The 14349-nt window shown below is 73.1% G+C and carries 15 protein-coding genes; 7 read left to right on the plus strand and 8 right to left on the minus strand.

The features are described from left to right. Positions 1-91: 91 nt before the first annotated feature. On the minus strand, positions 92-1369 hold the full coding sequence (locus tag ACIP5W_RS13125; protein WP_401471212.1) for a streptophobe family protein: 1278 nt from the start codon (positions 1367-1369) through the stop codon (positions 92-94). 163 nt (positions 1370-1532) lie between these two features. On the opposite strand from ACIP5W_RS13125, the gene ACIP5W_RS13130 reads away from it, so the two are divergent. Beyond that, positions 1533-2768: a DUF6777 domain-containing protein gene (locus ACIP5W_RS13130; protein WP_401471216.1), complete on the plus strand. Its 1236-nt coding sequence runs from the start codon at positions 1533-1535 to the stop codon at positions 2766-2768. Positions 2769-2876: 108 nt separating this feature from the next. Beyond that, entirely contained in the window at positions 2877-3332 is a 456-nt protein-coding gene (locus ACIP5W_RS13135; protein ID WP_401471219.1) for an ATP-binding protein, read from the plus strand. Positions 3333-3374: 42 nt separating this feature from the next. On the opposite strand, the gene ACIP5W_RS13140 is transcribed toward ACIP5W_RS13135, so the two are convergent. After that, complete coding sequence (locus ACIP5W_RS13140; protein ID WP_401471913.1) at positions 3375-4262, minus strand: RNA polymerase sigma factor SigF; 888 nt, start codon at positions 4260-4262, stop codon at positions 3375-3377. Between the two features lie 248 nt (positions 4263-4510). Here ACIP5W_RS13140 and ACIP5W_RS13145 point away from each other — a divergent pair, with 248 nt between their 5' ends. Beyond that, a complete protein-coding gene (locus ACIP5W_RS13145) occupies positions 4511-4915 on the plus strand; it encodes a helix-turn-helix domain-containing protein (RefSeq protein ID WP_401471222.1) in 405 nt (134 codons plus the stop codon). A 21-nt stretch (positions 4916-4936) separates the two neighbouring features. Here ACIP5W_RS13145 and ACIP5W_RS13150 read toward each other — a convergent pair whose 3' ends face one another. Together ACIP5W_RS13150 and ACIP5W_RS13155 are read right to left on the minus strand one after the other, a co-directional pair. Continuing rightward, the gene (locus ACIP5W_RS13150; RefSeq protein WP_401471225.1) at positions 4937-5539 is read right to left on the minus strand and encodes a ClpP family protease; all 603 of its coding nucleotides are present in this window, start codon (positions 5537-5539) and stop codon (positions 4937-4939) included. A gap of 1 nt (position 5540) precedes the next feature. Continuing rightward, positions 5541-6194, minus strand: a complete 654-nt coding sequence (locus ACIP5W_RS13155; protein ID WP_401471228.1) for an ATP-dependent Clp protease proteolytic subunit — start codon at positions 6192-6194, stop codon at positions 5541-5543. A gap of 285 nt (positions 6195-6479) precedes the next feature. Between ACIP5W_RS13155 and ACIP5W_RS13160 the strand changes: the two genes are divergently transcribed. After that, positions 6480-6971, plus strand: coding sequence for a VOC family protein (locus tag ACIP5W_RS13160; RefSeq protein WP_401471231.1), 492 nt, complete (start codon positions 6480-6482; stop codon positions 6969-6971). Here the strand turns inward: ACIP5W_RS13160 and ACIP5W_RS13165 are convergent. Continuing rightward, positions 6859-7836, minus strand: a complete 978-nt coding sequence (locus ACIP5W_RS13165; protein ID WP_401471234.1) for an aminoglycoside phosphotransferase family protein — start codon at positions 7834-7836, stop codon at positions 6859-6861. The two genes, ACIP5W_RS13160 and ACIP5W_RS13165, sit on opposite strands and share 113 nt — an antisense overlap. A 346-nt stretch (positions 7837-8182) precedes the next feature. Here ACIP5W_RS13165 and ACIP5W_RS13170 point away from each other — a divergent pair, with 346 nt between their 5' ends. After that, positions 8183-9802, plus strand: a complete 1620-nt coding sequence (locus ACIP5W_RS13170; protein ID WP_401471916.1) for a cellulase family glycosylhydrolase — start codon at positions 8183-8185, stop codon at positions 9800-9802. A gap of 161 nt (positions 9803-9963) precedes the next feature. Next, positions 9964-10713: a cupin gene (locus ACIP5W_RS13175; RefSeq protein WP_401471237.1), complete on the plus strand. Its 750-nt coding sequence runs from the start codon at positions 9964-9966 to the stop codon at positions 10711-10713. A 145-nt stretch (positions 10714-10858) separates the two neighbouring features. On the opposite strand, the gene ACIP5W_RS13180 is transcribed toward ACIP5W_RS13175, so the two are convergent. Next, entirely contained in the window at positions 10859-11443 is a 585-nt protein-coding gene (locus ACIP5W_RS13180) for a hypothetical protein (RefSeq protein WP_401471240.1), read from the minus strand. Positions 11444-11679: 236 nt separating this feature from the next. Here ACIP5W_RS13180 and ACIP5W_RS13185 point away from each other — a divergent pair, with 236 nt between their 5' ends. Next, complete coding sequence (locus ACIP5W_RS13185) at positions 11680-11880, plus strand: hypothetical protein (RefSeq protein ID WP_401471242.1); 201 nt, start codon at positions 11680-11682, stop codon at positions 11878-11880. Positions 11881-11954: 74 nt separating this feature from the next. Here the strand turns inward: ACIP5W_RS13185 and ACIP5W_RS13190 are convergent, their stop codons facing one another. Together ACIP5W_RS13190 and ACIP5W_RS13195 are read right to left on the minus strand one after the other, a co-directional pair. Beyond that, complete coding sequence (locus ACIP5W_RS13190; RefSeq protein WP_401471244.1) at positions 11955-12620, minus strand: DUF4232 domain-containing protein; 666 nt, start codon at positions 12618-12620, stop codon at positions 11955-11957. A gap of 144 nt (positions 12621-12764) precedes the next feature. Further along, on the minus strand, positions 12765-14318 hold the full coding sequence (locus ACIP5W_RS13195; RefSeq protein ID WP_401471246.1) for a multicopper oxidase family protein: 1554 nt from the start codon (positions 14316-14318) through the stop codon (positions 12765-12767). Between the last annotated feature and the right edge of the window lie 31 nt (positions 14319-14349).

Here is a 14349-nt window from a genome sequence, read left to right on the forward strand (position 1 = left end):
TAACTTCACCCGAGCACGGTTTACTTCATGTGCATCCACACCTTCAGCGTTCCCCCAGACAGGACCGACAGGCAGACGTAACGGAGTCCTACTAGCGCATACCGTCGCCCACCCTTCCCCGGCCGGCCCTCCCACGGGCCGACAGCCCGCCCAGGAAGCCGGTGACCAGCCCCCACAGCGCGGCGAGACCCAGTGCCGGCCACACCTGCGGGCGCAGGAACAGGTCACCGGTGAGGCCCGTGCCGCCCAGGTCGCTGATGCCGAACAGCGTCAGGCCGTAGTGCGCGGAGATCCGGCCGACGAGGCAGATCATCAGCACCGTCGGCACCAGGGCCACCGCCATGTGCACCGCGTGCCGCCAGGCCGGTGTCCGGGCCGGGGAGCGGGCCGCCGTCACGAACGCCGCCGCCACCAGCAGCACCGCGTCCACGGCGACCAGCCACCACACCCGGCCGTCCTGCTCACCGAGCGTCCGCAGGTTCAGGGTGGCGGTGTCCGAGCCGCGCAGCACCTCGTCCAGCACGTGCGGCATCGGCAGCCCGAACGGCCCCTGCACCCGGCCCTCCCAGGTGGCGCCCAGCCCGATGGTGAACGCGAGCCACACCAGGTTGGGCAGTCCGAGCAGCACCACGGCGAGGGTCTCCGCGGCACGGCCGCGCGTCGCCGCGGTCACGAGCGCGACGACCACCCCCAGTGCGACGCACGCGAGCAGCAGCACGACCATCGCGTACGCGGCCGGCCGCACCGGCTCCTGGAACCGCAGCAGCCGCGGCGGCAACGGAGCCCCACGGGAGACCAGCAGCGCCAGCACCAGCACGCCGGCCAGCCACAGCAGTCCGGACAGCAGGGTGAGCGGCACATCGGTGGTGAAACCGGCCTTCGGGGTCACACCGAACACCTCGCCGAGGTCGTTCAGCGTGTCGTCGCCCAGCGACACCGCGAACGTCCGGCGGGCGGCGAGGGCGAGGGCGGACAGACCGAGGAGCCACACCACGGCGATCCGGGCCGCCCAGCCGGCGAGTTCGGCCGCCGAGGCGACCGCCCGGTGCCGCAGCGGCCGGAGGAACCCGGCGGCGGCCACCAGGGCGCCGGCGAGCGTCACGGACAGCGGGATCACCGTGAGGTCCGCCCGCGTGCCGGCGATCCCCCCGGCATCGCCGGAGAGTTCGACCGAGCCCCCGACCGCGGTGACGACGGTCGCCGCGACCACCCTCGGGTAGGCCCCGCCGGGCAGATCGGTGGCGCCCGCCGCCCACAGCCCCAGCGCGGCCGTGACCCCCATGGCGATCAGCGCGGCCAGTGCCACGGCGACCGCCTGCACCCAGCCGTGACGGGACGGCGCCTGGCCGAAGGGGAGGTTCGGGTTCACCCTCGCCACGCTAAGCAGGGCCCGGCCCGCACGCCTGCCGGGAGGGCCGTCCGCGTCCACTTGCGGATGAAGTGCGACAAGAGCACACAATGAAGACGTTGCGGACCAAGCGGCGTGCAGCGTTACGTGAGTGGCGTCGCGGGAAATCCCGTCGGGAGTGCTCGTGAGTGTCGAACCGCCCTCCTCCGGCCGCCCCTCCGGCCCGCCCTCCGGGCCGCTGTCCGGCCCCCCGCAGCCGCCCTCGGGACCGCCCGCCCCGCCGCCCGGCGGAACCTCGGGCGGCTCGACCTCGCCCGGCGGTGGCCCTGGACCGGACCGGCCGTGGTGGAGGTCCGCGTCCCGCATCGCGCTGCTGACCACCGCCCTCGTCGTCGCGGCGGCCGTCGCGATCGTCCTGACGACCCGCTCCGGCGGTGGCGGCTCCGGCGGCGAAAGCGAGGTCTTCCTCCAGGCCGCGGGCAGGACGGGCCCGGACCCCTTCACCGAGTCCACCGCCACCGGCGGCTCACCCCCGCCCACCACCACGGCCCCGGCGACCACCTCCGCGCCGGCCAACGCCGTACGGGGCGTCGACGGCGGCGCCCCCGGCCTGTACGGCGGCACCCGGGACGTGGCCGCCTGCGACGTGGAGAGGCAGGTCACGGCACTGCGGGCGGACCCCGACAAGAACCGGGCGTTCGCGTCCGTGCCCGGCATCGACCCGGCCGGGGTCCCCGCCTACCTGCGTGCCCTCACCCCCGTGCAACTGCGCATGGACACCCGCGTCACCAACCACGGCTACCGCGACGGCGCCGCCACCTCCTACCAGGCCGTCCTGCAGTCGGGCACCGCCGTCCTCGTCGACGGCCACGGCGTGCCCCGCGTGCGCTGCGCCTGCGGCAACCCGCTGACCCCGCCCGTCGCGCAGCGGACCACCCCGAAGCGCACCGGCGACTCCTGGCCGTCGTACCAGCCCGCGAACGTCGTCGTGGTCACCCCGTCCACGACCGTGATCGATGTCTTCGTCCTGTACGAGCCCGGCGCCGACCGCTGGTTCGCCCGGCAGCGGGGCGACACCGGCGGCAAGGACCGGCCCGCCGAGCCCCCGGTGACCCTGCCCGAACCGTCCGCGAGCGTCACCACGCCCACGTCGCCGCCCGCCTCGCCGTCGACCTCCCGCAGTCCCGGAGCGCCGGACTCGACCAGTCCCTCACCGCCCCCCGGTTCCGAGGAGCCGCCCTCGTCGCCGGGACCCTCGGGATCCTCGGGATCCTCGGGGCCGTCGGGATCCTCGGGGCCGTCGGGGCCGTCGGGTGAACCGCGGACCGGCGACTCCACGTCCTCCGGGACGGCCGGCACCACGTCCCGCTCCGAGCCCCCTTCGGCCGACCGGTCCCCGAGTCGTTCACCCGTACTGTGAGGCAGCCCATGGCAGCCGGGCCGAGACCGGGGGACTGCACGGCCCGCTTCGGGGTAAGAGGGCTGGTGCAGCAGCGTCCGGCCAGGCCGGCCTCCGAGAGAGAACAGCATGATCAAGCACCTGGACGGGGCAGTGATACCGACCGGTTTCGACGTACCTGTGGAGCCGCTCCGCCGCGCGGCGCACTACACCGGTGAACCCGGCTCCATCGCCGAGGCCCGCGACTTCGCCGCCGACTTCGTCGATCAGCTCAGGACGGAGTGGTGCGCGGTCATGGACGACCGCTTCGGCCACGACGTCATGCTGGTCGTCAGCGAACTGGTCACCAACGCCGACCGGCACAGCAACGGCCCCTACATCCTGGAGCTGGAGGGCACCGACACCTCGGTGACGGTCGCCGTGTACGACAGCAGCGACCGGCTGCCCCTGCGGTTCCCCAGGGACCCCCGCCGCGTCGGCCGCCATGGTCTGGAGATCGTGCACGCCATCGCCACAGAGGTCACCGCCGACCGCATCCCGGTCGGCAAGCGGGTCCGCGCCGTCCTCGGGGTCGCCGCCGACTGAGCCGTGGGGCCGGCGGTCCCACGGCCCCACGGCAGCGGGCACTCAGGCGCAGCCGAGCTCGCCCAGCATCCCTTCGCGCAGCCGCACGATGATCCGCTTGATCAGGCGGGAGACGTGCATCTGGGAGCAGCCGAGCCGCTCCCCGATCTCCGCCTGGGTGGCCTCCTCCACGAACCGCAGGTGGATGATCTGCCGGTCGCGCTCGCTCAGCTCCGCCATCAGCGGAGCCAGGGAGTGGAAGTCCTCGACGAGCCGCAGGCCGTCCTCCTCCACACCGATGAAGTCGGCCAGCACCGCTTCACCGCCCTCGGGCCCGTCGCCGGTGAGGGCGGCGTCCAGGGAGGAGGAGTTGTAGCCGTTGGACGCGATCTGCGCCTCGATCACCTCGGGTTCGGTGAGGTTCATCAGCGTGGCCAGCTCGGCGACGGTCGGCTCCCGGTCGAGTCGGCTGGACAGCTCCTCACGCGCCTTGGCCAGCTCCACCCGCAGCTCCTGGAGCCGCCGGGGCACGTGCACGGCCCAGGTCGTGTCCCGGAAGAAGCGCTTGATCTCGCCCACGATGTAGGGCAGCGCGAAGGAGGTGAACTCGACCTCGCGCGAGATCTCGAACCGGTCGATCGCCTTGATCAGGCCGATCATCCCGGTCTGGACCACGTCCTCCATGTCGTCGCCGCGGCCCCGGAAACGGCCGGCCGCGAACCGCACCAGCGACATGTTCATCTCGATGAGGGTGTTGCGCGCGTACTGGTACTCGTGCGTCCCCTCCTCCAGCTCCGTCAGCCGCTGGAAGAACTGCCGCGACAGCTGACGCGCGTCGCGGGGGGCCACGCGCCTGGGGTCCTCGACTCCCGGCAGCGGTGTGCCGCCCGTGCCGGTCCCGGCCCTGTCCTCGACGACCTGTGCCTGCGACCCGATCACGGCGGTGTGCATTACCTCTCCCACGAAAATCACGGTTCGACATCTGTTGTACCCGCTCCGTGAGCGGACCGACTGCGGCAAGGCCGCTCACGGGGCGAATACCCCGAGTCGGCGAACACATGCCCACCAAAACGCGCCGGTTCCGTTTCCCGCCGCCCGCCGCCCGCCGCCTGCCGCCCGCCGGTGAACCGGCCGCGATTTCCCTGAGGGCGGAACGCCGGGGTCCTGCCCGCGGCGGCCGGTCCTCCTAGGCTGGGACGGTGAGCAACCAAGCGCCGAACCACGCCCGCGTGATCCCGCCGCGCCCCTCGGCAAAGCGCCCCGCAACCGCCCGCCCCGCCGACCGGCCGCCCGCCCCCGGAGAACCTCTCTGGCGCGACCTCGTCGGTGACGTCCTGCGCCGTGAACGCCAGGCCCAGGAGCGCACGCTGCAGGACGTCGCCGACGCCGCCCGCATCTCCATGCCGTATCTGTCGGAGGTGGAGCGCGGCCGCAAGGAAGCCTCCTCGGAGGTCCTGGCGGCCGCCGCCCGTGCCCTCGGCCTGAGCCTCGGTGACCTGCTGGCGCGCGCTCAGGGCGAGTTGATCCGGCTCACCAGCCGGATCTCGGACCCGCGCCGTACGACGACCGCGTCCTCGCGCGGCGGACTCTGCCTGGCCGCCTGACGGCACGCTCGGGCCGGTGCCTCACCCCCGCACGGGGCGCCGGCTCAGTACCTCGTCCGCGAGGCCGTACGCCACGGCCTCGTGCGCGGTGAACACCTTGTCGCGGTCCATGTCCGCGCGCAGGGTCGCGACGTCGTGGTGCGTGTGCCGGGCCAGCACCTCCTCGACCTGGGAGCGGATGCGCACCATCTCCTTGGCCTGGAGCGCCAGGTCCGACACCGTGCCCTGCCGCCCGCCACTGGCAGGCTGCCCGAGCAGCACCCGCGCGTGCTCCAGCACGAACCGCCGCCCGGGGTCCCCGCCCGCCAGCAGTACGGCCGCGGTGGAGGCCGCCTGGCCGACGCAGAACGTCGCGAGGGGTGCCTGGACGAACGTCATCGTGTCGTAGACGGCCATCAGCGAAGTGAACGAGCCGCCGGGGGAGTTGATGTAGATCGCGATCTCGTTCTCCGGCGCCGACGACTCCAGATGGAGCAGTTGCGCGATGACGACGTTCGCGACGCCGTCGTCGATCTCGGTGCCGAGGAAGATGATCCGCTCGGCCAGCAGCCGGCTGTAGACGTCGTAGGACCGCTCGCCCTGCGGGGTGCGCTCCACCACGTTCGGAATCGTGTACGTCCCCATGTCAGAGCCCCATCCGTCGCTTCGAGGCGGCCGGGCGGACGTCGGCCAGCGACTCCACCACCCGGTCGACGATGCCGTACTCCCTGGCCTCCTCGGCCGTGAACCAGCGGTCGCGGTCGCCGTCCCGGGAGATGGTCTCCGGGCTCTGACCGGTGTGCTCGGCGGTGATCCGCTCGATGGTCCGCTTGGTGAACTCCAGGTTCTCGGCCTGGATCTCGATGTCCGCGGTGGTGCCGCCGATGCCGGCCGACGGCTGGTGCATCATGACGCGTGCGTTCGGCAGCGCGTACCGCTTGCCGGCCGTACCGACGCTCAGCAGGAACTGGCCCATGCTGGCCGCGAATCCCATCGCCAGCGTCGAGACGTCGTTCGGGACGAGCCGCATCGTGTCGTAGATGGCCAGGCCCGCGTGGACCGAGCCGCCGGGGCTGTTGATGTACAGGCTGATGTCGGTGCGCGGGTCCTCGGCCGACAGGATCAGCAACTGCGCGCAGACCCGGTTCGCGGACACCTCGTCGACCTGGGTGCCGAGCAGCACGATGCGCTGGTCGAGCAGTTGGGCCGCGAGCTGGTCGTCGAAGCGGCTGGGAGGGGTGTCACCCTCCTCGGCCCGTGGCAGCAGGGCCGGTGCGGGACCGGCGAGGTGTCGGGACATGGGCGCTCCTTGTCGAGGGGGAGTGCGGCAGCGTCCGCCGCCGCGCCACCCACTCTCGGTGCGTGACCGCACCCGTGGCGGATTTCCCTGCCCTGGGCAGATTCGCCGACAGCAGAGGACCTCCTGCCACGGCCCGCGCGGGCGGTTCCCCGGACGAGCCCGCACCGGACGAGCCGAAACCGGACGGGCCGAAACCGGGGCGCCGCCGGGCGATGAGTTCCGGGCGCCGCACCGGTCGACACTGATGACCGCGTTCCCCGCACTCTCGCGCTCCTGGAGGAACCCATGACCACCGACGGATTCACCACGTGCCTCTGGTTCGACGGCCAGGCGGAGGAGGCCGCCCACCACTACGCGTCGATCTTCAAGAACTCGAGCGTCGGCACGGTCGCCCGCTACACCGAGGCCGGCCCGGGCCCCGCCGGCTCCGTGGTCACCGTGGAGTTCACGGCCAACGGCCAGAAGTTCGTCGGCTTGAACGGCGGCCCGCAGTTCACGTTCAACGAGGCCATCTCGTTCCAGATCGACTGCGCCGACCAGGAAGAGGTCGACCACTACTGGGACAAGCTCATCGAGGGCGGTGGCGAGCCCGGTCCCTGCGGCTGGCTCAAGGACAAGTACGGCGTGTCCTGGCAGGTCGTGCCCACCGAGATGATCCGGATGCTCACCTCCCCGGACCAGGAGAAGGCCGGCCGCGCCACCAGGGCCATGCTCGCCATGGGCAAGCTCGACATCGCCGCCCTGCGGAAGGCCTACGAGGGGGAGAGGGAGGAGTAGGCGAGCAAGGGGCCGTCGGGAGGGGGCGGGCCTCGGGCGGCCGGTCCGGAAGGCCTTCCACCGTCGGCCCGTACCCTCCCGGGGCGGGCGGCCGGGGCCCGCCCGCCCGCGGCCCGTCACCCTCCGGTCCCGGGCCCCTCATCCTCCGGCCCCTCACCCTCCGGCCTCCGGCCCCCGCCAGGATCTCCTTGATCACGTGCCGGGAGTTCTCCGCCGGCGGCGGATCGGTCTCCCAGTGGAACGGCAGCTGGATCAGCGAGATCGACAGCGCCCAGCCCCGGCCGCGCGCCCACTCGGCGTCGTCCGCGCCCACCGCCGCCCGGAAGGTGGCGCGGGCCGGCGCCGGCAGCAGGTTCCGGGCCACGATCAGGTCCACGGCCGGGTCCCCGGCACCCACACTGCCGAAGTCGATCACGGCCGCCAACCGGCCGTCCGCCACCAGCACGTTGCCCGGTGGCAGATCGCCGTGGGCCCACGCGGGCGGTGCCGTGCGGCCCGGCGCCCGCAGCGCCTCCTCCCACAGGGCGGTGACCGCGGCCGTGTCGATCCTGCCCGCCGACCGGGCGATGGCCGAACGGGTGGGCGCGTCCCGTTCCGCCAGCGGCACACCCCGGTGCCGGGGCGGCCCGTCCCGCGCGTCCACCCGGCGCAGCCCGGCGACGAACGCCCCCAGGGCCGCTGCCAGTGCCTCGGGCCGCTCCAGGGCTCCGGCTACGGCATTGCGGCCGTCCAGCCACCGGTGGACGGACCACGGCCAGGTGAACCCCTCACCGGGAGCGCCCTGTTCCAGCGGCACCGGCGCCGCGACGGACAGCCGCGGCCCCAGCCGCTCCAGCCAGAGCCGCTCGTGGGCCACACTCTGCACCGCCCCCCGGATACCGGGGCAGCCGCACCACCTTGTCGGTGCCCAGCCGGAACATCACGTTCTCCGTCCCCGAGGACTCCAGCCGCTCCACGTCGAGACGACGGGGCGGCCGACGGCCTGCGCCCGATGACTTGACGTGTACTTGTCGCAGTGGCTTTATGGGAGCGCTCCCACTCCCGTTCCCCCGATGCCTGAGTTTCTGGCGCTCACTCCTGGAGTCGCAGTGAGAAGAGCACGCAGCACGACCCGAAAGAGGGTCCTGCCCGATCCCGCCCCCGCCCCCGCCGGTCCGACGGCGTCAGCGAGTCGCTCCGCCCCGGCCGGTCCGCGTCGCCCCGCCCCCTTCCTGGCCGGTCTGCTCGCACTCGCCGCCGTCCTGGGCTTCTTCGTCCCGGCCGGCGCGCAGGCCGCCGAGGCCCCGCGCGCCCTCGCCACCGGCCTGCACATCAGCGACGGCCGTCTGCTGGAGGGCAACGGCAACGACTTCGTCATGCGCGGCGTGAACCACGCCCACACCTGGTACCCCGGTGAGACGCAGTCCCTCGCCGACGTCAAGGCGCTGGGCGCCAACACCGTCCGCGTCGTCCTCTCCGACGGCCACCGCTGGGCCAGGAACACCCCCGAGGACGTGGCCGCCGTCATCGCCCGGTGCAAGGCCAACCGCCTCATCTGCGTCCTGGAGGTGCACGACACCACGGGCTACGGCGAGGACACCGCCGCCGGCACCCTCGACCACGCCGCCGACTACTGGATCGGCCTGAAGGACGTCCTGGCCGGCCAGGAGGACTACGTCATCGTCAACATCGGCAACGAGCCCTGGGGCAACACCGCCCCGGAGGGCTGGACCGCCCCGACGATCGCCGCCGTGAAGAAACTGCGCGCCGCCGGCTTCCAGCACACGATCATGGTCGACGCCCCCAACTGGGGACAGGACTGGCAGGGCGTGATGCGCGCCAACGCCCGGACCGTCTACGACGCCGATCCCACCGGCAACCTGATCTTCTCCATCCACATGTACAGCGTCTTCGACACCGCGGCGGAGATCACCGACTACCTCAACGCCTTCGTCAACGCGAAACTCCCCCTGCTCATAGGCGAGTTCGGCGGCCCCGCCGACCAGTGGGGCGACCCCGACGAGGACACCATGATGGCCGCCGCCGAACAGCTCGACCTCGGCTATCTGGCCTGGTCCTGGAGCGGCAACACCGACCCGGTCCTCGACCTCGCCACCGACTTCGACCCGACCCGCCTCAGCTCCTGGGGGCAGCGGATCTTCAACGGCGCCGACGGCATCGCCCAGACCGCGAAGGAGGCCACCGTCTTCGGCGGCGGCACCCCGGGCGACACCCGGGCGCCGACCGCCCCCGGCACCCCGGTGGCCTCCGCCGTCTCGGCCACCTCCGCGACGCTCACCTGGGGCGCCGCCATGGACGACGTCGGCGTCACCGGTTACGACGTCGTGCGGATCAGCGGCGGTACCGAGAGCAAGGTCGCCGCGTCCACGGCGAACACCGCCACGCTGACGGGCCTCACCCCGGACACGGCGTACACGTTCGCCGTCTACGCCCGTGACGCGGCCGGCAACCGCTCGGCGCGCTCGGCCACGGTGAACGTCACCACCGACGAGGGCGGAGGCACCCCGGGTGCGGCGTGCTCGGTCGGCTACCGCGTGGTGGGGCAGTGGCCCGGCGGTTTCCAGGCCGAGATCGCCCTGCGCAACACCGGCACGGCGGCGGTCGACGGCTGGACCCTCGCCTTCGTCTTCCCGGACGGCCAGACGGTGGCGAACATGTGGGGCGGCACCCCCGCCCAGAGCGGGAGCGCGGTGAGCGTGGCCGCGGCGTCGTACACCTCGACGATCCCCGTCGGCGGCTCGGTGACCGTGGGCTTCATCGGCACCAAGGGCGCCACCAACACGGCGCCGACCGCGTTCACCCTCAACGGCACCGCCTGCACGACCGGTTGAGCGACCCCGTTCCCGTCGGCCGGCGAGGGCACCGGGCCCTCGCCGGCCGACGCGCGCCGTGGGGCCGGCGTCGGCGTCGCACGGGCGCCCGGCCTTGTCCCGACCAGGCCCCTGACCTAGGCTCGCAGTCGAGCAAGCGCTTTCTCCGTGAAGGGTGCCTCGTGGTGAGTGAGTCCGGTTCCGCGCCGCCGCACCCGCTGCCCGGTGCCGTCGGCCTGTCCCATCTGACCCCGTACGACTGGGAGGCCGCCGACGGTGTGTGCGGCGGCAGCCCGCATCTGCACCTGGTGTGCACGGAGGCGTACGTCGTCACCGGCGGCCGGGGAGCGGTGCAGACCCTGAGCCCCGACGGCTACCGGGACATCCCCCTGGAGCCCGGATCGGTGGCCTGGTTCACGCCGGGCACCGTGCACCGGATGGTGCAGGGCGGCGGCCTGCGCGTCACGGTGCTGATGCAGAACAGCGGCCTGCCCGAGGCAGGTGACGCCGTCTTCACGTTCCCGCCCGAGGTGCTCGCCGATCCCCGGCGGTACGCGGCCGCCGCGGCACTCCCGCCCGGAACCGGCCCGGAGACGGCCGCGGCCGCGCGCCGGCGCCGGGACCTCGCGGTCGAGGGGTACGTCGGCCTGCGCGAGGCCCTCGTCGCCGGCGACCCGGAGCCGCTCCTGGCCTTCCAGCGGGCCGCCGCCGGGCTGGTGCGCGAGAGGGTGCCGGTGTGGCGCGGGCTGTGGCGGGCCGGTGCGCTCGCCGCCGCCGAACGCACCGGCGCCCAGCTCGACGCGCTGGCGGCCGACGAGCCGTCGTATCTCGCGGGCGCGACCGCGTACGAGACCGCGCCGACCCGGCGTGAAGGCTTCGGGATGTGCGGCCGCAGGGACGAGTACACGCTGCCGGGCACCACGGCCGTGTGAACCGCACACGACGCCGTGAGCGGGCCGGCGTGCGTGCTGCCCGCCCCCGGAGGCGCCTACCCCTGCTGTCCCCGCTCCCGGTCGCCGACGCACCGGCCGCGTCCGCCGCCGAAGGCAGCAGCCGCGGCGGTGGACGCGGCCGGCCTCAGCGGGTGGCCGTCCAGCTGTGGGCGACGTCGACGACGAGGCGGCCGTCGAGCTGCTGCACCCGGAAGGGCAGCCGCGCCCGCACCCCGAGCCCGATCCGCGTCTCGCCCTCGAAGCTGCCGGCGTACCGCGTGTCGCGGAAGGTCCGGTAGCCGGTGATGTTCACGCCGGGCAGCGGCTGGGCGATCCGCGCGGGGTACGTCTGGGCGCCGGTGTCGGGGGCGTAGGCGGGCGCGTTCACCCGCACCTCCAGGATCGCTCCGCCGCCCACCGGGATGTAACGGCCGGAACCGTCCTGGTAGAGGCCGTCCACGTAACGGACCGAGTACCCGAGTTCGCCGGCGGCCGCGCCCGGAACGTCGATGACGAGCCGGTCGTGGCAGTCGTGCTGCCCGGTCCGCGCGTTGCGCACCGGCGCCGTCGCGCCGGCGGTGTCCGCCTTGTCGAGACTGCCCCAGCCTGCGGGGCAGGCGACGGCCGCGCGCGAGGCGGCGACCGGGGCGGCCTCAGCCGGCACCGCGGCCGCACCGAGCGTGGCCGTCATGACGGCGGCGGTGACCCAAATGGTTCTGGTTCGCACCATGATGTCCCCCTGGGGGTGCGTGTGACTGTTATCAGGTGAGACAGCCGGCTTGGCCGAATGGTTGCACCGTTCGGCGGACCCGTCACCCGAGCCGCCGGACCGCGTACGGGTCGGGCGCCGGGACGGGACCGTGATCAGATCCGGGACCGCCCGCCCGAGCCGTGACCCCGCAGGTCTGTCTCCCCCTGAGCGCCGTACGAGGTGACCGCGCCGCGCAGTGGCACGAGCGGGCGGCTGTGCCCGAGCACTTGCGCCGGCCGACCGCCGCCGGCCGCGGCGACCCGGAGGAGAACTTCCACGTCCGTTCCCTGACCGTCGGGCGCAACGCCACCGTCCGCGTGCCCGAACCGCTGCCGGCGGACCACCCCGCGACCAGGCGGGCCGCGGCCCGTGACGCGTCCGTGCTCCGCGCGACGGGGCTGCCGGCGGAGTACTGACGAGGGGCGCAACTCCCTTGCGGGGGTTCCGGGTTCCGGCTCGGCCTACAGGCTGAGCGCGTCCTCCACGTTGTTCATCCACGGGTCACGGAGTTGGTGTCGGGGGAGACGTACAGGCCCGGCGTCGAGGCGCTGAGGGGGGTCTGTTCGAGATCGGACTCGGTGTTCATGGTCATCGCGATCGAAGCGACCGTCCTGCCCTTGCCGTCGTCGGCGCCCCCCATGAGGCCGGCGTAGGCCGACTCGCCCGGTTCGAGCCTGAGCGCGTCCTCGATGCCGGGGGCCGCGCCCCGCTCCGTGGCCTGGCCGTCCAGTTCACCGAAGGTCACGACCGGGTGGCCCAGCGCCCGGCAGGCCTTCTTGCCCTTGTTGGTGATCTTCAACAGGTAGCTGCTGGTGGTCGGTTCGGCGAGGCTCGCGGTGAACTTCACGTCGTACGTGCTGCACGGGAAGACGTCGTAGTCGGCCGAGGAGCCGCCTCCGCCGCCGGACGAGCCGCTGCCGCCGCCGGACGAGCCGGTGCCGGACGAGCTTCCGGCGGGGGATGCCGACCCCGCCGGCGCTTCTGACGCTCCCTTCGACGGCGCCTTCGACGGCGTCTTCGACGGGGCCGCCGACGGACTCGTGATCGGTGTCGTGCCGGTGCCGCCCGCCGCGTCGTCCTCGGCGGGACCGCATGCGGTCAGTGCCAGTGCGGAGAGGGCGGCGAGGACGACGGCGGCTCTGCGTACGGTGCTCATGGCGTGGTTCCCCCGGTGAGAAGCGTGGCGTTCCGGACTGCTGCTCCAGCGTCCCGCGGGTTCTTCACAGCTTGGTGACAGGATCTCGCCGGATCCACCACCGTTCACGGCGCCGGGGAGGGCTGCCTCGTCCACGGGCGGGGCTCAGCGGGCGTATTCGACGATCTGCATCATGCCCTGGTCCTCGTGCTGGAGCTGGTGGCAGTGCAGCATCGAGCGGCCCTCGAAGTCCTCGGCGCGCAGCCGGAAGGTGATCGTGCCGCGGGGCGGGACGCCGACGGTGTCGTGCCAGACGGGGGTGGTCAGCGGGCGGCCGTTGACCGCCGTGAGCAGGAAGTGGTTGGTGTGCAGGTGGAAGGAGTGGTGGGAATGGCTGGGCGAGTTGTTGGCGACGGTCCATTCCTCCACTTCGCCCAGCCGGACGCGGTGGTTGACGTGATCGGGGGAGAAGCGGCCCCAGGACAGGTCCCGTGGGCCCGCCGCGGCATCGGCGTGCGGCGTCTCCCCGTCGCCCAGGATGCGGTAGGCGTTGGGGAAGGCGCCGGAGAACACGTTGCTGTGGCTGCGGAAGGCCATGTGCCGGGTGCGGGTGGGGGCGGGCAGCCTGGTGGGCCGTCCGGGCAGGCCGGCCGGCAGTGACATGTCGCGGGGCGGGCCGGTGACGACCATCGTCATCAGAGGACGGCCGACGCCGTCCGTGATCAGCTCGTACGTGCCGGGCTCACCACCGCGGACCAGCACGTCGGCCCGACCGCCCACGGGCAGAGCCACCGTGGAGGAGGCGACGGGGGCCATGAAGGTGATGCCGTCCTGTGCGATCTGGTGCATCGTGTGCCTCTCCAGCCGCAGGGAGAGCGTGGCGAGCGCTCCGGCATGCACGATCCGCCACCGCTGTACCTCGCCGGGCGCGATGGTGAGGACGGGATTCTTCGCCCCGTTGACGAGGAAGGTCGGGGCGAGGCCCTCGAAGGCGCCCTCCGACGTCAGATCCGGCACCCGCCCGCCGTTCAGGCGGAGTTCGTTGACGCAGAGGACGACCTCACGTGCGGCGGCGATCTCGGGGACCTCGTCGACGTCCCCCTCCACGACGATGACGCCGGCCATGCCGTTGAGCACCTGGGTGGCCGTGGATCCGTGATGGTGGGGGTGGTACCAGAAGGTGCCGGCGGGATGCCCGGCCGGTACCGTGACGCGGCTGCGGTGGGTCGTGGCGCCGCCCGGCTCCGCGGCGGGCTCGAAGGCCCGGAACGCGTTGTCCGCGTCGCCCGTCGGGTCCACGTGCATGCCGTGGGTGTGCAGGTTGAAGGTGTTGAAACGGTGTGGGACGTTGATGTTCTGGTGGGAGCCCGCGGTGTCCGGCGGCAGCGTGTTGACGTGCGTGATCTCGAGGTCGTCGCCGGGACGCACCCGCAAGGTCGGTCCGGGGACCGCCCCTTCGTAGGTGCGGGTGAGGACGGTGCCGACGCCGGGGAGCACCACTTCGGTGAATCCGACCGTGAGACGTGTGGTCAGGGAGCTCGTCCAGGGCGGGGTGCTGCGCGTCTCCGGTTGGGGGAAGCCGGGGTCCTCCTTGCGCCGCGACAGCGCGTGAGCACTCGTCGGCGGCACCGCGTGAGCACTCGTCGACGACGCCGTCAGGACCGCTCCGGCGGCGAGCGGCAGGCTTTTCAGTACACCGCGTCGGGGCAGAGTGGTCACGGGATGCCTCCTCGGGCAGCAGACGGACGGT

It is taken from the genome of Streptomyces sp. NPDC088766 (assembly GCF_044750845.1).
In the GTDB taxonomy this organism is placed as follows: Bacteria; Actinomycetota; Actinomycetes; order Streptomycetales; family Streptomycetaceae; genus Streptomyces.

What these genes read in the sequence shown, in the direction of transcription:
- ACIP5W_RS13140 (WP_401471913.1), bottom strand. Translation starts at nt 4,262, where the DNA reads ATGCACACCGCCGTGATCGGGTCGCAGGCACAGGTCGTCGAGGACAGG.
- ACIP5W_RS13135 (WP_401471219.1), top strand. Translation starts at nt 2,877, where the DNA reads ATGATCAAGCACCTGGACGGGGCAGTGATACCGACCGGTTTCGACGTA.
- ACIP5W_RS13155 (WP_401471228.1), bottom strand. Translation starts at nt 6,194, where the DNA reads ATGTCCCGACACCTCGCCGGTCCCGCACCGGCCCTGCTGCCACGGGCC.
- ACIP5W_RS13180 (WP_401471240.1), bottom strand. Translation starts at nt 11,443, where the DNA reads ATGGTGCGAACCAGAACCATTTGGGTCACCGCCGCCGTCATGACGGCC.
- ACIP5W_RS13150 (WP_401471225.1), bottom strand. Translation starts at nt 5,539, where the DNA reads ATGGGGACGTACACGATTCCGAACGTGGTGGAGCGCACCCCGCAGGGC.
- ACIP5W_RS13190 (WP_401471244.1), bottom strand. Translation starts at nt 12,620, where the DNA reads ATGAGCACCGTACGCAGAGCCGCCGTCGTCCTCGCCGCCCTCTCCGCA.
- ACIP5W_RS13160 (WP_401471231.1), top strand. Translation starts at nt 6,480, where the DNA reads ATGACCACCGACGGATTCACCACGTGCCTCTGGTTCGACGGCCAGGCG.